Source organism: Streptomyces sp. NBC_00162, from assembly GCF_024611995.1.
In the GTDB taxonomy this organism is placed as follows: Bacteria; Actinomycetota; Actinomycetes; order Streptomycetales; family Streptomycetaceae; genus Streptomyces.
Genome location: NZ_CP102509.1, coordinates 7,154,497 through 7,177,323, shown reverse-complemented (window position 1 = coordinate 7,177,323; position 22,827 = coordinate 7,154,497). Strand labels below are relative to the sequence as shown.

General features: G+C 73.9%; 2 protein-coding genes. Both read left to right on the top strand.

Annotation, left to right across the window (positions count from 1 at the left end; all coding sequences use genetic code 11):
* Positions 1 to 70: 70 nt before the first annotated feature.
* A complete protein-coding gene (locus tag JIW86_RS33240) occupies positions 71 to 10,318 on the top strand; it encodes a non-ribosomal peptide synthetase (RefSeq protein ID WP_257557583.1) in 10,248 nt (3,415 codons plus the stop codon).
* A gap of 91 nt (positions 10,319 to 10,409) precedes the next feature.
* A complete protein-coding gene (locus JIW86_RS33235) occupies positions 10,410 to 22,811 on the top strand; it encodes a non-ribosomal peptide synthetase (protein ID WP_257557580.1) in 12,402 nt (4,133 codons plus the stop codon).
* Positions 22,812 to 22,827: the final 16 nt, after the last annotated feature.

The following is a 22,827-nucleotide window of genomic DNA, read 5'->3' as shown; positions in this document are numbered from 1 at the left end:
CTTCCCCCGTCCCGTGCGGCCACCGGCCGCGGGCTCCGGCGCGGAGGTCAGTCCCTCATGGAGGCACAGCTTGACTCGCGCCGCAGCACCGGTTGGCCGGCCCCTGCCCGAGCATGTGGAGTTCTGGCGGAACCGGCTGGACAAAATCACCTCGCTCGACCTGGCACTGGACCGGCAGCGCCCCGTCGTCCGGTCGACGGAGACGTCCACCCACGCGTTCACGGTCCCCCCGGAGACGACGGCGGCCCTGCACGGGCTCGCCGAGCGGAACGGGACGGGCCTGCTGGAGGTGCTGACCGCCTCGGCCTGGGCGCTGTTCGCGCGCTACTCCGGGCAGGAGGACATCGCGGTCGGCACCCTCTCGCCGCGTACCGGGCACACCGTGGTGCTGCGCGGGGACGTCGATGCCCAGGAGTCCTTCGCCCGGCTGCTCGAGCGGGCGGGGCGGACCGTGCGGGACGCCCTGGACCACGACGGGGTCGCCTTCCCCCGGCTGGTCGAGGCCCTGGCCCCGGAGCAGGACACCAGCGTGACCCCCTTCATCCAGACCATGGTCGTCCTGCGGGGCGCGGACCCGTCGCACGAGGCGCCGTACGACCCGCTCGACCTCGCGCTGGAGTTCACCGAGGCGGGCGACGCCCTGTCGGGGCGCGTCCACTACAGCACTGCCCTGTTCGACGCCTCGACGGCCGGCCGGCTGGGCGGCCACCTGAACCGGCTGCTGGCGGGCGCGGCGGCGGACCCCGGCCGGGCCGTAGCCACCCTGCCGATGCTCACGGACGCCGAGTTCGACCGGATGGCCCGCGAGTGGAACGCCACCGACCGTGAGGTCCCCACCGGCACCTTCCCGGAACTGTTCGCCGCCCAGGTGGAGTCGCGCCCGGACGCCGTGGCCGTGATCGACGAGTACGGCTCGCTGACGTACCGGGAGCTGGACGAGCGGGCCAACCGCCTCGCCCACCACCTGATCGCCCGCGGAGCCGGCCGCGACGTGCTGGTCGGCCTGTGCGTGGAGCGCAGCGCCAGGATGATCACCGGGCTGCTCGGCATCATGAAGGCGGGCGCCGCTTACGTGCCCCTGGACGCCAACTACCCGTCCGACCGGCTCGGTTACATGCTCCAGGACTCCGGGGTCACCCTGATCGTGACGCAGGAGCACCTCGTCGCCAGGCTGCCGGAGACCGAGGCCGTCCTGGTCGACCTGGACCGTGACCGGGCGGCCCTGGAGCAGTGGCCGGTCACCGCGCCCGAGACCGTGCCCGCCCCGCAGGACCTGGCGTACGTCATCTACACGTCGGGCTCCACCGGCCGCCCCAAGGGCGTCCTCGTCTCGCACGCCGGGATCGGCAACCTGGCCGCCGTCCAGGCCGCGCACTTCGAGGTCACCCCGGACAGCCGCGTCCTGCAGTTCGCCTCGTCGAGCTTCGACGCGGCGTTCTGGGAGATCTGCATGGGCGTGCTGACCGGAGCCGCCCTCGTCATGGGCTCCGAGGAGGCCCTGCAGCCGGGCGAGCCGCTGGCCGCCTACACCCGCAAGCACGGCGTCACGCACGCCACGCTGACCCCCACCACCGTGGCCGTGCTGCCGGAGGGCCGCGGGCTGCCCGAGGGTGCCACCCTGATCGTCGCCGGCGAGGCCAGCACCGGGGCCCTGGTGGAGCGCTGGTCCGCCGGGCGCCGGATGATCAACGCCTACGGACCCACCGAGAGCACCGTGTGCGCGACGATGAGCGGCCCGCTCGGCGGCGCGGCGGTGCCGCCGATCGGCGCCCCGATCGCCAACACGCGGATCCACGTGCTCGACAGCGCGCTGCGGCCCGTGCCGGCCGGGGTGCGCGGCGAGCTGTACATCGCCGGGACGGGTCTGGCGCGCGGCTACCACGGCCGCCCCGGTCTGACCTCGGAGCGCTTCGTCGCCGACCCCTTCGGCGCGCCGGGCAGCCGCATGTACCGCACCGGCGACGTGGCCCGCTGGAAGGGGGACGGCACCCTGGAGTACCTGGGCCGGGCGGACGACCAGGTCAAGGTCCGGGGCTTCCGCGTCGAACTCGGCGAGATCGAGAGCGCGCTGGCCAGGCGGCCGGACGTGGCCCAGGCCGTCGTGATCACGCACAACACCAACCTGCTGGCGTACGCGGTGCCCTCCGGCCGGGCGCCGCTCAGCGCGCAGACGCTGCGCGCCCATCTGGCGCAGCGGCTTCCGGAGTACATGGTCCCCTCGGCGGTGGTGGTGCTCGATGCCCTCCCGCTGACCCCCAACGGGAAGGTGGACCGCCGCGCGCTGCCCGCGCCCGGTCCGGCGCAGGGGCCCGACGGCGGGTACGCCGCCCCGCGCAACGCCGTGGAGGAGACCATCGCCGGGGTCTGGGCCGAGGTGCTCGACCTCGATCAGGTGGGTGTACACGACGACTTCTTCGCCCTGGGCGGCAATTCGATCCTCTCCGTCCGGGCCGCCGCCCGGCTGCGGGAGGCACTGGGCATCAAGCTGTCCTTGCGGGTGCTCTTCGACACCCCCACGGTGGCCGCGCTCGCCGCCTCGGTCGACTCCGCCGAGCAGGGTGCGGAGATCTCCATCCCCCGGGTCTCGCGCGAGGGCCTGCTGCCGATGTCGTACGGGCAGCGGCGGCTGTGGTTCCTGGAGAACTTCGACCCCGGGAGCGCCGAGTACCACACCGCCTTCGGGCTGCGCCTGACCGGGCGGATCGACGGGGACGCGCTGCGGGCCGCCGTCACCGACCTGACGGACCGCCACGAGGCGCTGCGCACCACCTTCGGCGTGGTCGGCGGCCAGGGCGTCCAGGTGGTCCACGCCTCGCTCGCGCCGCAGTGGAACACCGCCGACCTGTCCGGCACCGGTGACGGGCTGCGCGAGGACCGGCTGCGGGAACTGGTGCGCGCCGAGCACGCCCGGCCGTACGACCTGCGCAACGGGCCGCTGGTCCGGGTCCTGCTCGCCCGGCTGTCCGCCGAGGAGCACGTACTGGTCCTGGGGATCCACCACATCGTCACCGACGGCTGGTCGACCGGGGTGGTGTCACGGGAGTTGGGCGAGCTGTACGCGGCCCGGGTGCGCGGGGAGCGCGGCGGCCTGGCCGAACCGCTTGTCCAGTACGCCGACTTCGCCGCCTGGCAGCGCGGCCGGATCGAGGACAGCGGGGTCGTGGGGCGGCAGGCCGACTGGTGGCGGGAGCGGCTGGCGGGGATCACCCCGCTGGAGCTGCCCACCGACCGGCCCCGGCCCGTGGTGCGGTCCACGGCCGGCGCCGAGTTCCTGTTCGAGATGGCGCCCGCGACCGTCGCCAAGGCCAGGGCTCTGGCCGGGGAGCGGAGCGCCACGCTGTTCATGGTGCTCACCGCCGCGGTCAAGGCCGTCTTCGCCCGCCACTGCGGCCAGGAGGACATCGCGGTGGGCACGGCGACCTCCGGGCGCGGCCACCGCGATCTGGAACAGCTCGTCGGCTTCCTGGTGAACACGGTCGTGCTGCGCTCGCGGGTGGACCCCGCCCTGTCCTTCGGCACGCTGCTCGACCGGGTCAAGGAAACCGTGCTCGACGCCTTCGCGCACGAGGACCTGCCGTTCGAGCGGCTGGTGGAGGTGGTGCAGCCGGAGCGGGACGCCGGCCGCACGCCGCTGATCCAGACGATGATCGTCCTGCAGAACGCCCCCAGGGGCGATGTCCGGATGCCCGGCCTCCAGGTCGCCCCGCACCCGGTGGAGCACAACGCCGCGCCCTTCGACCTCACCCTGGAGTTCACCGAGGACGGTCCGGGTGTCGCGGGCCGGATCATCTACAGCACGGCCCTGTTCGACGAGGCGACGGTCGCCCGGCTCGCCGGGCACCTGAACGTGCTGCTCGACGCGGCCGGCGAGGACCCCGACCGGTCCGTGGCAGACCTCCCGATGCTGACCGGCCCCGAGTTCGAGCAGGCCGTCCACGGCTGGAACGACACGGACCGCCCACTGCCCGAGGCCTCCCTGCCGGAGCTGTTCGCCGCCGTCGCGGCCGAGCGGCCGGACGCCGTGGCCCTCTCGTACGGCCCGGAGCGGCTGACCTACGGCGAGCTCGACGCGCGCGCCAACCGGCTCGCCCGCCGGCTGGCCGCCGCGGGCGCGGGCCCGGACGTGCTGGTGGGCCTGTGCCTGGAGCGGGGAGCGCAGGCCGTGGTGGCCCTGCTCGCCGTGCTCAAGGCCGGGGCGGCTTACGTCCCGCTGGATCCCGGCTACCCGGAGCAGCGCCTGGCGTACATGGTGCGGGACGCCGGTGTCCGGCTGCTCCTCACCCGGGAGGAACTGCGCGGCCGGCTGCCGGGCACCGGCGCCGGCGTGATCACCGTGGACGGCCCGGGCGGTGAGGGCGGCGGCTTCCCGGCCACGGCACCCGAGGTGGCGCTCTCCCCCGATCAGCTGGCCTACGTGATCTACACCTCCGGTTCCACCGGGGCCCCCAAGGGGGTCATGACCTCGCACCGCGCGGTGGTCCGGCTGGTCCGCGAGTCCGGCTTCCTGGACATCGGGCCGGGGGACGCGGTCGCCCAGTTCGCCTCGCTGTCCTTCGACGCCTCGACCCTGGAGGTGTGGGCGGCGCTGCTGCACGGTGCGCGGCTGGCCGTGCACCCGCCGGCCGCGCCGACCGGCAGCGAGCTGGGGGCGTTCCTGGAGGAGCACGGCGTGACCCATCTGGCCATCGCGGCCGGTCTGTTCCACCAGGTCGTCGACGACGACGTCAGCGCGCTGCGCGGGCTGCGGCAGGTCATCGCCGGAGGCGACACGGTCTCTCCCGAGCACTGTGCCCGGGTGCTGGCGGCGCATCCGCGGCTGCGGCTGCACAACGGCTACGGGCCGACGGAAGCGACCTCGCTCACCACGGTGCACGCGCTGGCCGCCGATCTCGACGCGGCCGCCCCGGTACCCATCGGCATGCCGATCGGCAACACCCGGGTGTACGTGCTCACGCAGACCCTGGAGCCCGCCCCGGCCGGTGTGCCCGGAGAGCTGTACATCGCGGGCCCCGGCCTGGCCCGCGGCTACCTGGGCCGGGCCGGCCTGACCGCGGCGCAGTTCGTCGCCGACCCGTACGGCGCCCCCGGCTCCCGGATGTACCGGTCGGGCGACCTCGCCCGCCGACGGTCGGACGGTGCCGTGGAGTTCCTCGGCCGGGCCGACGGCCAGGTCAAGATCCGGGGGTTCCGGATCGAACTCGGCGAGGTCGAGAACGCGCTGAAGCAGCACCCGGCCGTGTCGGACGCCGTCGTCGTCCCCTACGAGGGGGACTCGGGCCACCGGCGGCTGGTGGCGTACCTCGTGTCCGGGCACGAGGTACCCGCCGGGGAGCTGCGCACGCACCTCGCCGCCTCCCTGCCCGAGTACATGACGCCTTCGGTGTTCGTGTCCCTGGACCGGCTGCCGCTCACCGCGAACGGCAAGGTGGACCGCGGACTCCTGCCGGAACCGGAGGGCGCCGTCGGACGGCCCGGCGGCCCGGCGTACGTCGCGCCGGCCGGTGCGACGGAGGAGGTCCTGGCCGCCCTGTGGGCCGAGGTGCTCGGCGTCGAACGGCTCGGGGTCCACGACAACTTCTTCGACCTGGGCGGGGATTCGATCCTCTCGCTCCAGGTGGTCTCGCGGGCCCGGCAGGCGGGTCTCCAGCTGACCTCGAAGCTGCTGTTCGTCCACCAGACCATCGCCACCCTCGCCCCGGTCACCGCCGTGATCACGGAGGCGCACGGCGAACCCACCGAGGTCTCCGGGCGGGTCGAACTCACCCCGATCCAGCGGCGGTTCTTCGAGGACTACCCCGAAGGCCCGGACCACTACACGATGTCCGTCCAGCTGGAGCTGGCCTCCGACACGGACCTGGCCCTGCTGGAGCGTGCCCTGGCCGCCACGGTCGCGCAACACGACGCCCTGCGCATGCGGCTGACGCGCGACGGCGGCGAGTGGGTCCAGGAGTACGGCGAACCGGCCGCGACGTCCCTGCTCACCGTCCGGGACCTGTCGGGTCTCGACGAATCCGACCAGGGCGCGGCGCTCGACGAGGCCGCCCTCGCGGCCCAGCGCTCGCTGGACCTCGGCACCGGCCGCCTGCTGAAGGGCGTGTTCTTCCGCCTGGGGGCGGGACGGCTGCCGCGGCTCTTCCTCACCGCGCACCACCTCGTGATGGACGGTGTGTCCTGGCGCGTGCTCCTCGAGGACCTGTCGGCCGCCTACACCCGGTTCGCGGAGGGCCGGCCCGCCGAGCCGGTCGTACGGACCAGCAGCTACCAGCAGTGGTCACGCCACCTGGCCGAGCTTGCGCGGGGCGGCGGCTTCGAAGGCGAACTGCCGTACTGGCACGGCGTTCCGGCCGGTGCCGCGGTGCCGCGCGACGGGACGGCCCCGAACACCTTCGGCTCCTCCTCGACGGTCTCCGCCGTGCTCGGCCGGGCCGAGACGAGGGCCCTGCTCCACCAGGTGCCGTCCGCGTACCGCACCCAGATCAACGACGTGCTGCTGACGGCGCTGGGCCGGGTCCTGCACGGGTGGTCCGGGGCGCCGGTCACCATCGCCCTGGAGGGGCACGGGCGCGAGGACCTGTTCGAGGACATCGACCTGTCCCGGACGGTGGGCTGGTTCACCACCGCCTTCCCGGTCGCCCTCGACGTGCCCCGGGAGGACTGGGGCAGCGGGCTGAAGGCCGTGAAGGAGCGCATCCGCGCGATCCCGCACCGCGGTCTCGGACACGGGGCGCTGCGCTACCTCGTCCCGGACGGCTCCGGCCTCGGGTCGGATGCCTCCGGACCTGCGATCAGCTTCAACTACCTTGGTCAGTGGGATGGTTCGACCAGCACGGACGGTCTGATCCGCAAACGGCTGGAAGGGCTGGGCCGGGACCAGGCCGGTGGTCTGTCCCGCCCCCACCTGATCGACATCGTGGCCGCCGTCAGCGACGGTGAGCTGCGGATCGACTGGATCCACTCCCCCGCCAACCACTCCGCCGAGACGGTCGAGCGGCTCGCCGGGGAATTCCTGGCGGCCCTGCGCGAGGTCATCGCGCACTGCCTGGCCGAGGGCAGCGGCGGCGCCACCCCCTCCGACTTCCCGCTGGCCGGCCTCGACCAGGCCGGCGTGGACCGGATCGTGGGCGACGGACGGGACGTGGAGGACATTCACCCGCTGACCCCGATGCAGGCCGGCATGCTCTTCCACACCCTCGCCGATCCCGCCTCGCCCACGTACTTCGAGCAGATGACGTACGTACTCGACGGGGTGAGCGACCCGGAACTGCTGGCGGCGGCCTGGCAGCAGACCGCCGACCAGCTGGGCGTGATGCGCGCGCACGTGGTCTGGGAGGGAGTGGACCGGCCCCTGATGGTGGTACGCCGCCGCGCCGCACTGCCCGTGGAGAGGCTGGACTGGCGGGGGCTGTCCGAACGGGACCGGGAGCAGGCGCTGGAGGACCTCCTCGCCGGGGAGCGGGCCCGGGGGCTGGACCTGTCGGCGGCGCCGCTGATGCGGCTGGCGCTGATCCGGCTCACCGACAGCTCGGTCCGCGTGGTGTGCTCCTTCCACCACCTGCTGCTCGACGGCTGGAGCGCCTTCTCCGTCCTGTCCCAGACGCACAGCGGCTACGGTGCGCTCGCGGCGGGCGAGGTGGCCGCGCCGCCCGCCCGGCAGCCGTTCCGGGCGTACGTGGAGTGGCTGGAGCGGCAGGATCCGGCGCTGGCCGAGTCCTACTGGCGCGACCGGCTGGCCGGGGCGGGCGGGCCGACGGCGCTGCCGTACGACCGGAGCCCGCGGGCCAGCCACTCGGCGCGTTCCACCAGCCGTCTGGCGACCCGGCTGTCCCCCGCCGCGTCCGAGGCGCTGTTCACCTTCGCCCGCAGCCACCGGCTGACCGTCAACACGCTGGTCCAGGCGGCCTGGGCGCTGCTGCTCTCCCGCTACTGCGGTGAGCGGGACGTGGTCTTCGGTGCCACCGTCTCGGGGCGGCCGGCCGATCTGCCCGGTGCGGACTCGATCGCGGGCATGCTGATCAACACCCTTCCGGTGCGGGTGGACGTCGACGGCGGAGCCCCGGTGGCCGAGTGGCTGGACCGGCTGCAGCGCGAGCAGGTGGAAGCGCGGCAGTACGACTACGTGGCGCTGCCGCGGATCCAGGGCTGGAGCGATGCGGCCCCCGGCACCAGCCTGTTCGAGAGCCTGGTCGTCTTCGAGAACTACCCCAGGGAGGACCGGCCCACGGGGGACAGCGGCCTGGTGCTGAAGGGGCTGGAGGGCATGGACATCACCAGCTTCCCGCTGAACCTGCTGGCCTACACCGACGGGGCGTTCGCGTTCACGCTGGCCTACGACCCCGCGCTGTTCGACGAGGCGACGATCCGGCACCTGTCCGGGCACTTCACCGCCTTGCTGGCCGGGCTCGCCGACGACGGCGCACAGGCCGTCGCCGAGGTGCCGATGCTTGACGACGGCGAGTTCGAGCGGGTGGTGCGCGCGTGGAGCGCGCCCGAGCGGCCCGCCGTGCCGGACGGCTGCCTGCACGAGCGGATCGGCCTGCAGGCCGCCGCCACCCCGGACGCGGTCGCGGTCTCGGCCTCCGGCCGGTCGCTGACCTACCGGGAGCTCGACGAGCAGGCCAACCGGCTCGCCCACCACCTGATCTCCCTGGGCGCCGGTCCGGGCAGGACGGTGGGTCTGTCGGCCGGACGCGGCATCGAACTCGTGACGGGCCTGCTCGGCATCATGAAGTCGGGTGCGGCGTACGTGCCGCTGGACCCCGCGTACCCGGCGGAGCGGCTGGCGTTCATGCTGCGCGACTCGGGTGCGGCGATCCTGGTCGGCGACGGCAGCGGCCCCTCCGGTGCGGCCGCCGAGGGGGTGACGGTGGTCGATCTGCACGGGGACCGCGAGGCCCTCGCACAGCGGCCCGCCTCCGCGCCCGACGTGGCGGTGTCCGGCGAGGACCTCGCGTACGTGATCTACACCTCGGGTTCGACGGGACGGCCCAAGGGCGTGGCGGTGGAGCACCGTTCGGTGCTGAACCTGCTGGAGAACGCCCGGCCCGGCTACGGGTTCGGCGAGCACGACGTGTGGAGCGCCTTCCACAGCTACGCCTTCGACGTCTCCGTATGGGAGATGTGGGGGTGCCTGTCCTCGGGCGGGCGTCTGGTGCTCGTCGACCGGGACTGGGCGCAGCAGCCCGAGGCCGCCTGGGCGCTCCTGCGCGAGCAGGGGGTGACGGTGCTCTGCCAGACCCCCTCGATGTTCCGCGCCCTGGTGGAGAGCGCGGCCGGGGCCGGCTGCCCGGACCTGCCGGACCTGCGCTGGGTGATCCTGGCGGGCGAGGCGCTGGAGCCGAAGCACCTGAGCACGTGGTTCGACCGCTTCGGCACCGGGCCGGCCCGGCTGGTGAACATGTACGGCCCCACCGAGGCGACGGTGTACGTGACGCGCCAGGAGATCACGGCCCAGGACGTGGCCGACGGGGGCCCGATGCCCGTGGGACGGCCGTTGCCGGGCTACCAGGTGCTGCTGCTCGATCCCGCGGGCCGGCCGGTGCCGGCCGGGGTGACGGGCGAGCTGTACATCGCCGGTGCCGGTCTGGCCCGTGGCTATCTGGGCCGGCCGGAGCTGACCGGGGAACGGTTCCCGGCGCATCCGTTCGGCGGGCCCGGGGAGCGCGTCTACCGATCCGGGGACCTCGCGCGGTGGCGGGCCGACGGCACCCTGGTGTACCTGGGACGCGCGGACGGGCAGGTCAAGATCCGCGGCTTCCGGATCGAGACCGGCGAGATCGAGGCCGCGCTCGTCACGCACCCGCGGATCGCCGACGCGGCGGTCACGGCCCATTCGGACGGCGACCGCACCTTCCTCGTCGGCCATGTCGTGGCGCCGGGCTGGAGTGATCCCGATCCCGCCGAACTGCGCGCCCATCTGGTCACGTTCCTGCCCGAGTTCATGGTCCCTGCCGTGTTCCTCCCGCTGGACGAGCTGCCGCTGACCCCGAGCGGGAAGGTGGACCGGGGCGCCCTGCCGGCTCCGGAGGGCCGGGTCGGCGGCGGTGACGCGTACGAGGCACCGCGCTCGGTGACCGAGGAGGTGCTGGTGCAGATCTGGGAGGAGCTCCTGGGCGGCGGACCCGTCGGCGTGCACGACGACTTCTTCGCCTCCGGCGGTGATTCGCTCCTCGCGGTGCGGATGGCCTCCCGCATCAACGCCGCCTTCCGCACCGGTCTGTCGCCGAGAACGCTGTTCGACCGGCCGACGGTCGCCGAGACCGCGCACGAGATCGAGGACCGGATCCTCGCGGAGCTGGAGACCGGCGACGGCGCTCCGTGACGCGGGCCCTCGCCGCGCCCCTCCACCCCTTCCACACCCGAGCACACGCTCCGTGGTGCGCCCCCGGCGCCCACGTCTTCTAGGAGTCTTCATGAACACGCCGTCTTCGCGCGAGAACCGGATCGCCGCGCTCCCCGATCATCTGCGCGCGGCCCTCGCCGAGCGTCTGGCCGGCCGCTCCGGAGCCCGGAACGGTCTCGCGATTCCCCGCGTCCCGCGCTCCGAGACCCTGCTGATGTCCTTCGGGCAGCAACGCCTGTGGTTCATGGAGGACTTCGCACCGGGCGGCACCGACTACCACCTGGCCGAGGCGCTGCGCCTGACCGGCCCGCTCGACGCCGGGGCGCTACGCGCGGCGGTCGGTGACCTGATGGCCCGGCACGAGGCGCTGCACACCACCTTCGGTCTGGCCGACGGCAAGGGGGTGCAGGTCCTGCGCCCCGGCCTGGCTCCCGAGTGGGCGGTCGTGGACGTGTCGGACACGGCCCCCGCCGACCGCGAGCGTTGCGTCCGCGAACTCGTGCAGGCCGAGATGAACCGCCCGTACGACCTCGAGGGCGGCCCGCTGGTGCGGGTGCTGCTGGTGCGGCTGTCCGCCGCCGAGCACGTCTGCGTGCTGGGGATGCACCACATCGTCACCGACGGCTGGTCGATGGGGATCGCCGCCCGCGAGTGGGGCGAGCTGTACGCGGCCCGGGTCGAGGGCCGTCCGGCGCGGCTGGCCGACGTACCGCTGCAGTACCCGGACTTCGCGGCCTGGCAGCGCGACCGGCTGGAGAACGGCGAGCTGCTCGCCGCCGAACTCGGCTGGTGGCGGGAGCGGCTGGCGGGACTCGCCCCGCTGGAACTGCCCACCGACCGGCCGCGTCCGGCGGTGCGGTCCTCGGCCGGCGCGGCCCTGCGCTTCGAGGTGCCGGCCGCGACGCTCGACGCCGTGTCGGAGCTGGCGCGGTCCCGCGGCGCGACGCTGTTCATGGTGCTGACCGCGGCGGTCGGCACGGTTCTGGCCCGCTGGTCGGGTCAGGAGGACATCGCGCTGGGCACCTCCTCCTCCGGCCGCCGCGAGGAGGAGCTGGAGCACCTGGTCGGCTTCCTGGTCAACACCGTGGTCCTGCGCTCGCGGGTGGCCCCGGAGATGACGTTCGACGAGCTCCTCGGCCAGGTCAAGGAGACCGTCCTCGACGCGTTCGCCCACGAGGACGTGCCCTTCGACCGGCTGGTGGACGCGCTGCAGCCGGAGCGCGACCCCAGCCGTACGCCGCTGGTCCAGGCGATGGTGGTGCTGCACAACACCCCGGCCGGCTCGGTCGCCTTCCCGGGCGTCGCCGCGGCTGCGTACGCGCTGGACCGGGACGCCTCGCTCTGCGACCTCACCGTGGAGTTCGAGGCGCGCGACGGCGCGCTGCTCGGCCTGATCGAGTACAGCACCGAGCTCTTCGACGAGGGGACGGCCGCCCGGCTGGCCGGCCATCTGACCACCCTGCTCGCCTCCGCCGCCGCGAACCCCGGACAGGCCCTCGCGGACCTGCCGATGCTGACGGACGCCGAGTACCGGCAGGCCGTCGAGGAGTGGAACGCGACGGAGCGGGAAGCCGGGGACCCGGCGCCGGTCCACGAGCGGGTGGCCGCTCGGGCCGCGCGCACCCCCGACGCCGTGGCCGTCGTCGCCGACGACGCCACCCTGAGCTACCGCGAGCTGGACGAGCGGGCCAACCGGCTGGCCCACGTCTTGCGGGACCGGGGGGCCGGACCGGGCACGCCGGTCGGGCTGTGCGTGCCGCGCGGCACCGCCATGGCGGTCGGCCTGCTCGGCATCCTCAAGGCGGGAGCGGCGTACGTGCCGCTCGATCCGGACTATCCCGCGGACCGGCTCGCGCACATGCTCCACGACTCCGGGGCGGCCCTGGTGGTCACCGAGGAGTCGGTCCGCGGACGGCTTCCGGAGTCCGGCGCCGTCCTCGTCGACCTGACGGCCGACCGCGACACGATCGCCGCGGCCCCCGCGACGGCGCCCGACGCGTCCGTCTCCCCCTCGGACCTGGCCTACGTCATCTACACCTCGGGTTCGACGGGACGCCCCAAGGGCGTGGCGATCGAGCACCGCAACGTGACGCACATCTGCGAGGCCTGGGACGAGCAGTACGGCCTGTCCCGCCTCGAGCTGCGCTTCCTGTCCGTCTCCAGCATCTCCGTCGACCTGTTCTTCGCCGACCTCATCCGCTCGCTGCCGTTCGGCGGGGCGCTGATCATTGCCTCCCGGGACGTGACCACCGACCCGCCCGCGCTGCTCGCCCTGATCGAGCGGACCGGCGCCACCGGGCTGGAGATCGTCCCGTCCCTGCTGAACGCGGTGCTGGCGGAGTCCGCCCGCCGGGGCAGCCCGTTCCCCCCGCTGCGGCTGATATCGGTGGGCTCCGAGGGCTGGCGGGTGGAGGACTGCCGGGAACTGCTGTGCCGGGTCGACCCCGGCACGCTGGTCGTCAACGCGTACGGGGGAACCGAGGCGACCGTCGACTCGACGGTGTTCCTGCCCCGGCTCGACACCCTGGGGGACGGGGTCTTCGTACCGGTGGGCCGTCCGCTGCCGGGCACCCGCGTCTACGTACTGGACGCCGGGATGCGGGTGGTGCCGGTCGGGGTTCCCGGGGAGATCTGGATCGGCGGCGCGGGCGTCGGCCGCGGCTACCACGGCAACGAGGAGCAGACCGCCGAGCGGTTCCGGCCGAGCCCGTTCGTGGCGGGCGACCGCCTCTACCGCACCGGCGACCGGGCCCGGCGGCTGCCCGGCGGCGACCTGGAGTTCCTCGGCCGGGCCGACGACCAGGTCAAGATCCGCGGCTTCCGGGTCGAACTCGGCGAGGTGGAGAAGGCCGTCCGGTCGCACCCGGACGTCGAGGAGGCGGTCGTCGTCGCCCGGGAGGAATCCTCCGGGCGCCGCCGGCTCGTCGCCTATCTGGTGACCGGCCGCGAGCTCGCTCCGGCGGAGCTGCGCGGTCACCTCGGCGGTCTGCTGCCGGACTACATGGTGCCGGCGGCGTTCGTGCGGCTGGACCGGCTGCCGCTGACGCCCAGCGGCAAGGTCGACCGCCGGGGGCTGCCCGAGCCCGGTGCGCACGATGCCGCGCCGGACGCGGCGTACGCGGCCCCGAGCGACGAGACCGAGGAGGTGCTGGCCGCCGCGTGGGCCGCGGCGCTGGGCGCGGAGCGGGTCGGGATCCACGACAACTTCTTCGACCTGGGCGGCGACTCGATCCTGTCGATCCAGGTCGTCTCGCGGGTCCGCCAGGCGGGCTACCGGCTCACCTCCAAGCAGCTCTTCGTCCACCAGACCATCGCCGCGCTGGCCGCCGTGGTGACGAAGGACGCGGACCCGTCCCCCGCCGCCCCCGACACGGGCCCGGGGGCGGCCGAACTCACCCCGATCCAGCGGTGGTTCTTCTCGGCGCACACCGTGGCCCCGGAGCACTACGCGATGTCCGTCCAGGTGGAGCTGGCCCCGGACACCGACAGCGGACTGCTGGGCCGCGCGCTGGAGGCCGTGGTCGCGCACCACGACGCCCTGCGGATGCGCTTCCGCCGCGAGGGCGAGGAGTGGGTCCAGGAGTACGGCTCCGGCGCCGGCACCGGCCTGCTCGACGTCTGCGACCTGACCACGCTGGACGAGCCCGCGCGCCGTACGGTGATGCACTCGGCCGCGCTGGCGGCCCAGCGGTCCCACGACCTCGCCGCGGGGTCCCTGGTACGGGGCGTGTTCTTCGACTCCGGCCCGGACCGGGCGCCGCAGCTGCTGCTGGCCGTCCACCACCTGGTGGTGGACGGGGTCTCCTGGCGGGTGCTGCTGGCCGATCTGGCCGCCGCGTACGAGCAGCTCGCCGAGGGCAAGCCGGTGGACCTGGGCCCCAAGACCAGCAGCTACCGGCAGTGGTCCGGGCAGCTGGCCGAGCTCGTGCGGTCCGGCGGTCTCGACCCCGAGATCGCGTACTGGCGCCAGGTGGACCCGAACGGCGCCCCGGCCCTGCCCACCGACCGGGACGGGGCCAACACCACCGCCCACGAGCGGACCGTCGAGGTGCTGCTCGGACGGGAGGAGACCGAGGCACTGCTGCACCGGGTGCCCGCCTCCTATCGCACGCAGATCAACGACGTGCTCATGGCGGCGCTGGGCCGCACCATGGCCGGCTGGACCGGCCGGGACCGCGTGGTGATCGGCCTGGAGGGCCACGGCCGCGAGGAGCTGTTCGACCACCTCGACCTCTCCCGTACGGTCGGCTGGTTCACCACCCACTTCCCCGTGGCACTCACCCTCCCCGGCGGCGGCGCCGGCTGGGGCGAGTCCCTGAAGTCGGTGAAGGAGCAGCTGCGCGCGATCCCCGGGCGGGGCCTCGGCTACGACGCGCTGCGCTTCCTGTCCCGGCCGGGCAGCCCCGGCCACGCGCTGCGGGGCGACCGGCTTCCGGAGATCAGCTTCAACTACCTCGGGCAGTTCCACGGCACCACGGGCGAGGACGGCCTGGTCCGCGGACGGGTGTCCGCCTCGGGTCTCGATCACGCTCCCGAGGAGCCGCGCCCCTACCTGCTGGACGTCATCGGCCTGATCGACGACGGCCGGCTCGGCGTCAACTGGACGTACTCCGGTGAGGTCTTCGCGCAGGCCACGATCGAGCGGCTCGCCGGGGAGTTCCTGACCTCCCTGCGCGAGATCATCGCGCACTGCCTGGCCGAGGGCAGCGGTGGCGCCACCCCCTCCGACTTCCCGCTGGCCGGCCTCGACCAGGCCGGCGTGGACCGGATCGCCGGGAACGGGCGCGCCGTGGCGGACATCTACCCGCTGACGCCGACGCAGGCCGGGATGCTCTTCCACACGCTGGCCGACCCCGGCGGCCCCGGCTACTTCGACCAGATGGTGTTCGAGTTCGACGACGTGCACGACGTCGGGGTGCTGGCGGCGGCCTGGCAGTACGTCACCGACCACCTGGAGCTGCTGCGCGGCTCGCTCGTGTGGGAGGGGGTTCCCCGGCCGCTGATGGTGGTCAGCCGGCACGCCGAGCTTCCGGTGACCCACCTGGACTGGCGGGAGCTGCCGGAGCGTGAGCACCGGGCCGAGCTGGAGCGCTTCCTCGCCGAGGACCGGGCCCGGGGCCTTGACCTGGGCACGGCTCCGCTGGCCCGGCTCGCCCTGATCCGCACCTCGCAGACCGGTGTCCGGGTGGTGCGCAGCTCCCACCACGTGCTGCTGGACGGCTGGAGCACCTTCCAGATGCTCTCCGCGCTCTCCGTCGCGTACGAGGCGCTGGCGGAGGGACGGACTCCCGTCCTGCCGGCCCGCAAGCCCTTCCGCTCGTACGTGGAATGGCTGGAGGGCCAGGACCTGACGCAGGCGGAGGCGTACTGGCGCGGCCGGCTGGCCGGGTTCGAGGAGCCCACCCCGCTGCCCCTCGACCGGCGGCCCGCCCCCGGCCACCAGTCCACGTCCACCGGGCGGCTGGTCCGCCGGCTCTCCCCGCAGGCCGGGGCGGAGCTGTCCGCCTTCGCCCGACGGCAGCGGATCACCGTGAACGCCCTCGTACAGGGCGCCTGGGGCCTGCTGCTGTCGCGGTACACGGGCCGCGGCGACGTGCTGTTCGGCGCGACGGTCTCCGGCCGTCCCGCCGATCTCCCGGGGGTGGACTCGATCGTCGGCATGACGCTCAACACCCTGCCGGTACGGGTCGAGGTCGACGGGGCCGCGCCGGTGGCCGAGTGGCTGGGGCGGATCCAGCAGGCTCAGGTGGAGGCGGCGCAGTACGAGTACGTTCCGCTGACGCGGGTGCAGAACTGGAGCCCCCTTTCCGGCGCCACCCAGCTCTTCGAGACGCTGGTTAACTTCGAGAACTATCCGATGACCGACGGGACGGCGGCCGCCCAGGGGCTGCGGCTGCGCAACCTGGAGAGCGTCGAGACCACCAACTTCCCGCTGGTCCTGCGCGCCTACGCGGGCGACGGGTTCGGCTACTCGCTGGCCTACGACCCCGAGCTGCTCGACAAGGCCACGGTGGAGCGCATGGCGGGGCACCTGGAGACCCTGCTCACCGGCCTGGCCGCCGATCCGCAGCGGTCGGTGTCCGACGTGCCGATGCTGTCGGACGAGGAGTTCGAGCAGGCCGTCCGCGGCTGGAACGCGGCGAGCGCGGTGCCCGGCCGGGGGGAGTTCGCCCACGAGCGGTTCGCCCGGTGGGCCGCGCGGACCCCGGATGCCGTGGCCGTGTCCTCCGCCGAGGGCACCTTGACCTACCGGGATCTGGACGAGCGGGCGAACCGGCTCGCCCGTCACCTGATCTCCCTGGGCGCGGGACCGGACCGGCTGGTGGGCCTGTCGGTCGAGCGCGGCCCGCTGATGGTGGTCGGCGTGCTCGGCATCCTCAAGGCGGGGGCCACCTACGTCCCGCTGGACCCGGCCTATCCGGCCGAGCGTCTCGCGTTCATGGTCCGCGACTCCGGCATGGGCATCCTGCTGACCCAGCGGGAGCTGCGGGACCGGCTGCCGGTGTCGGGGGCCGTCGAGGTGGAACTGGACGGCGACTGGCCCGCCATCGGCGCGCTCCCGGTGTCGGCGCCCGAGGTGGCGCTCACGGGCGGAAACCTCGCCTATGTCATCTACACCTCGGGGTCGACCGGCCGGCCCAAGGGCGTCATGGTGACGCACGCGAACGCCGCGAACCTGCTGCCCTGGCTGGAGCAGGCCTATCCGGTCGACCCCAGCGACAAGGTGCTGCTGCGGACCTCGATGAGCTTCGACGTGTCGGTCTGGGAGCTGATGCTGTCGGTGCTCTCGGGAGCCACCGCCCACGTGGTCTCCACCGACGTGTCCAAGGACCCGTTCGAACTCGCCGACGTCATGGACCGGTACGGGATCACCATCGCGCAGTTCGTCCCGTCCCTGCTGGGCGCCCTCCCGCTGGACCGCAGGCCGCGCGCGCTGCGCCGGCTCTTCGTGGGCGGCGAGCCGCTGCCCAAGTCGGTCGCCGACGCCGTCCGTTCCGCCTGGGACGTGCCGCTGATCAACAAGTACGGGCCCACCGAGGCGACCATCCAGATCACCGTGGCCGACCACCTCGGCGCCGACGACGGCGAGACCGTCTCGATCGGCGGCCCGATCGCGGGCGCCTCGCTGTTCGTGCTGGATCCGCAGCTGCGTCCGGTGCCGGTGGGCGTCGCGGGCGAGCTGTACGCGGCCGGGCCGGTCCTGTCCCGGGGCTACCTGAACCGGCCGGGGCTGACCGCCGAGCGGTTCGTCGCCTGCCCGTTCGGGGAGGCCGGCGCGCGCATGTACCGGACCGGGGACATCGTCCGCCGCACGGCGGACGGCCGGCTCCAGTTCATCGGCCGGGCCGACAACCAGGTCAAGATCCGCGGATTCCGCATCGAGCTGGGCGAGATCGAGGCCGCGCTGGACCGGCTGGCGGGCGTGGGCCAGGTCGTGGTGTCGGTACGGGAGGACAGCCCCGGTGTGCGGCGGCTCGTCGCCCACTACACCGCCGACCGCGCGCTGACCGCGAACGAGCTGCGCACCGCCCTGTCGGCCTCGCTGCCCGAGTACATGCTGCCCGACGCCTTCGTCCGCCTGGAGCGGCTGCCCCTGTCGCCGAACGGCAAGGTGGACCGCAAGGCGCTGCCCGCCCCCAGCGCCGAGGGCGAGCAGCAGGAGTCGCAGTACGTCGGCCCGCGGACCGGGACCGAGGAGACCCTGGCCGCGCTGTGGGCCGAGGCCCTCGGCGTGCCCCGCGTCGGCGTCCACGACAACTTCTTCGATCTGGGCGGCAATTCCATCCTCGCGATCCTGGTGGTCTCCCGTACGCACAAGGCGCTGGGCATCCAGGTCTCGCCGCGGCTGCTGTTCGACGCCCCGACGGTCGCCGAACTCGCCGCCGCGCTGGTCCCGGCGGACGGAGCGGACGGAGCCGGCGGCGCGGACGGCACCGACGGGACGGCGATCCCGGTGGTGTCCCGTACGGCCGACCTGCCCATGTCGTTCGGGCAGCAACGCCTGTGGTTCCTCCAGGACTTCAACGAGGACAGCACGGAGTACCACTCGACGGCGGCCGTGCGGCTGACGGGCGAGCTGCACGCGGAGGCGCTGCGCACCGCGGCCGGCCTGCTCGTCGCCCGGCACGAGGCGCTGCGCACCACCTTCGACGTGGCCGACGGACGCGGGGTGCAGCTGGTCCACGAGGTCCTGGAACCCGGCTGGGAAACGGCCGACCTGTCGGACGTCCCCGAGGAGGAGCGCGAGGAGCGGCTGCGCGCCCTGGTGCGCGCCGAGGTGGACCGGCCGTTCGACCTGAAGGGCGGCCCGCTGTTGCGCCTGCTGCTGGTGCGGCTGGCCGCCGATCGGCACCTGCTCGTGCTCGGGATGCACCACATCGTGACCGACGGCTGGTCGATGGGGATCGTCGCGCGGGAGCTGGGCGAGCTGTACGCGGCGCAGGTGCGCGGGGAACCGGCGGAGCTGCCGGACGTCCCGGTCCAGTACCCGGACTTCGCCGCGTGGCAGCGCGGCAGGCTGGAGGACGGCGGCCTGCTGGAGGAGCAGCTGGAGTGGTGGCGCGGCCGCCTGGACGGGGTCGCGCCGCTGGAGCTGCCCACGGACCGGCCGCGGGCGGCCGTCCGCTCGGCGCGGGGCCGCTCCCACACCTTCGAGATCCCCGCCGACGTAGTGGCGGGCGTCAGGGAGGTGGCCCGGGAACAGGAGGCGACCCTGTTCATGGCCCTGACCGCCGCGCTGAAGGTGGTGTTCGCCCGGTACTCCGGGCAGCAGGACATCGCGGTCGGCACGGCCTCGGCGGGCCGTGGCCACGCAGGGCTGGAGCACCTCGTCGGGTTCCTGGTGAACACCGTCGTGCTGCGCTCGCGGGTCGACCCCGGGATGCCGTTCCGCGAGCTGCTCGGGCAGGTCAGGGAGACGGCGCTGGAGGCCTTCGCCCACGAGGAGGTGCCGTTCGAACGCGTGGTGGAGGCGGTGCGGCAGGAGCGGGACACCAGCCGCACCCCGCTGTTCCAGGTCATGGTCGTACTGCAGAACACCCCGGGGAGCCACCTGGAGCTGGCCGGGCTGCGCACGTCGGGCTTCGAGATGGAGCGCGACTCCGCGCTGTACGACCTCACCATCGAGTTCGAGGAGCACCCGGACGGGGTGCGCGGCCTGGTCGAGTACAGCAGCGAGCTGTTCGACGAGGAGACGGTCGCCCGGTTCGCCGAGCACGTCCGGGTCGTCCTGGCGGGCGTCGCCGCCGCCCCGGAGCAGACCGTGGCCGGGCTTCCGCTGCTCGCGCCGGGCGAGTTCGAGCGGGTGGTGGAGGAGTGGAACCGGACGGGCGGTGTGCCCGCTCCGCACGGTTCGCTGCACGGGACGGTCGCCGCCCGGGCCGCCGCCACCCCGGCGGCCACGGCGGTCTCGTGCGGACCGGAGGCCCTGTCGTACCGGGAACTGGACGAACGGGCGAACCGGCTCGCGCACCATCTGGTGTCCCTCGGTGCGGGACCGGGCGTGCTGGTGGGCCTGTCCGTCGAGCGCGGGGTGGAGATGGCCGTCGCCATGCTCGGCATCCTCAAGTCCGGAGCGGCCTACGTGCCGCTGGACCCCGCCTACCCGGCGGACCGGCTGGCGCACATGGTCCAGGACTCCGGGGCGAAGATCCTGGTCACCCACCGCGGCCTGGAACGGCGGCTGCCGGTGACCCGGGCCGTGGTGGTCGATCTGGACGGCGACGGGGCGGCGATCGGCCGGCGCCCGGAGACCGCGCCGCGGAGCGCGGTGTCCGGCACGGACCTCGCGTACGTGATCTACACCTCCGGTTCCACCGGCCGCCCCAAGGGCGTGGCCGTCGAGCACCGGTCGGTGCTCCATCTGCTGGAGAACTGCCGCCCGGCCTACGGGTTCGACGAGCGGGACGTGTGGACGGTCTTCCACAGCTACGCCTTCGACTTCTCGGTGTGGGAGCTGTGGGGATGCCTGGTCACGGGCGGCCGCGCGGTGATCGTCCCGCGGGACGCGGCGCGCAGCCCGGAGGCGATGTGGTCCCTGCTCGGCGAGGAGGGCGTGACGGTGTTCAGCCAGACGCCGTCGATGTTCCGCGAACTGGTGGCCACCGCGGCGGAGCGCGGCTCGGCGCCGCTGCCGGCGCTGCGCTGGGTGGTGTTCGGCGGTGAGCCGCTGGAGTCCAAGCACCTGACGACCTGGTTCGACCGCTACGGATCGGGCCGGGCCCGGCTGGTGAACATGTACGGCATCACCGAGACCACCGTGCACGTGACGTTCCAGGAAGTACTGGCCGGCCACCTGGCGGGCGGAGGCCGGATCCCGGTCGGCCGGCCGCTGCCCGGCTACCGGGTGCTGCTGCTGGACGCCTCGGGCGGGCCCGTACCCGTGGGGGTGCCCGGTGAGATCCACGTGGCCGGGGGCGGTCTGGCCCGCGGCTACCTGAACCGGCCCGAGCTGACGGCCGAGCGTTTCCCGGTCAACCCGTACGGCGCTCCCGGTGAGCGGATGTACCGCTCCGGCGACCTGGCGCGCTGGCGGTCGGACGGCACCCTGGAACACCTCGGCCGCAGCGACGACCAGGTCAAGGTGCGCGGCTTCCGGATCGAGCCCGGGGAGATCGAGACGGCGCTGGTGGGCCACGCGGGCATCCGCGAGGCCGTGGTGATCGCCCACCAGGACGAGGGCGGACACCGCAGGCTCGTCGCCTATCTGGTGGGCGGCGGCGAACTGTCCACGGCGGAGCTGCGCGAGCACCTGGCCGCCTCGCTGCCGGACTACATGATCCCGGCCCTGTTCGTGGTCCTGGACGCGCTGCCGCTGTCGCCGTCGGGGAAGGTGGACCGGCGTGCCCTGCCCGCCCCGGAGGCGCAGGCGGGACCGTCCGGCGCCGAGTTCGTCGCTCCGCGCGACGCTGCCGAGGAGGCGCTGGCCCGGATCTGGGCGGAGGTGCTGGGGGTCGAACGCGTCGGCGTCCACGACAACTTCTTCCACCTCGGCGGGGACTCGATCCTCTCGATACAGGTCGTCTCCCGGGCCCGGCAGGAGGGTCTGCAGCTGACCTCCCGGCTGCTCTTCCTGCACCAGACCATCGCCTCCCTGGCCGCGCAGGCCGCGGTGGCCGCACCGGGCTCCGGCTCTGCCACGGCCCTCGAACCGGCGCGCGGCACCGTCGAACTCACCCCCGTCCAGCGGTGGTTCTTCGACCAGCACGAGGCCGTCACCCCGGACCAGTACGCCATGTCGGTACAGGTCGAACTGGCCCCCGGCACCGACCCCGTACTGCTCGGCCGGGCCCTGGACGCCGTGATCGCGCAACACGACGCCCTGCGTCTGCGGTTCAACCGCGGCCCCGAGGGGTGGGTGCAGGAGTACGGCGACGCACCCCGCGGTGTGCTCTCCGTGTGCGACCTGTCGTCCGAGCCGGACGCGGCCGCCCGGGAACGGGCTGCCGACGAGGCGGCGCTGATTGCCCAGCAGGACCTCGAGCTCGCCTCGGGGAACCTGGTCAGGGGAGTCTTCTTCCGCCCGGGCGGGAACGAACTGCCCCAGCTGTTCCTGGCCGTGCACCACCTGGTCATGGACGGCGTCTCCTGGCGGGTGGTCCTGGAGGACCTGGCCACCGCGTACGGACAGCTCGCGGCCGGCGCCGCGGCCGGCCTCGGTGCACGGACCAGCAGCTACCGGCAGTGGGCCCGGCGCCTGGCCGACCACGTCCGCTCCGGCGGCCTCGACCACGAGGTGGAGTACTGGACGCAGGTCCCAGGCTCGCGGGCCGTCCCGCAGGACGGCGAGGGCGCCAACACCTACGGCGGCAGCGCCGTGGCGTCCGTCCGGCTGGGCCGGGAGGCGACCGACGATCTGCTCAAGCGGGTGCCCGGGGCCTTCCGTACCCAGATCAACGACGTGCTGCTGACGGTGCTCGGGCGGGTGCTGGGCGACTGGGCCGGGGCTCCGGTCACCGTCGCGCTGGAGGGCCACGGCCGCGAGGAACTGTTCGAGGACGTGGACCTGTCCCGCACCGTGGGCTGGTTCACCACGATCCACCCCGTGACCCTCGACGTTCCGGCCGGCGACTGGCCGCCCGCGCTCAAGGCCGTACGGCGCCTGCTGCGCGCCGTCCCCGGAAGGGGACTGGGCTACGGGGCGCTGCGCCACCTGTCCGCCGCCGACGGCCCCGGCCGGGTGCTGGCGGCCCAGGAGCAGCCGCGCGTGAGCTTCAACTACATGGGCCAGTGGGACCAGTCCGCCGACCCGGAGGGCCTGGTCCGCGGACACCTGGAGGCCCTGGGCCGTGACCGGGCGCCCGGACTCCCGCGCCCGCACCTGATCGACATCGTGGCGGCCGTCGTCGACGGCGAGCTGCGGATCGACTGGATCCACTCCCCCGGACACCACCACACCGCCACCGTCGAGCGTCTCGCCGACCGGTTCCTGCTGGGACTGGAGCAGATCGCCGGGCAGGCACGCGCCAACTGAAGGGTTCTTCCTGTGA

Coding starts and splice junctions, on each gene's coding strand:
- JIW86_RS33235 (WP_257557580.1), top strand. CDS start 10,410: ATGAACACGCCGTCTTCGCGCGAGAACCGGATCGCCGCGCTCCCCGAT.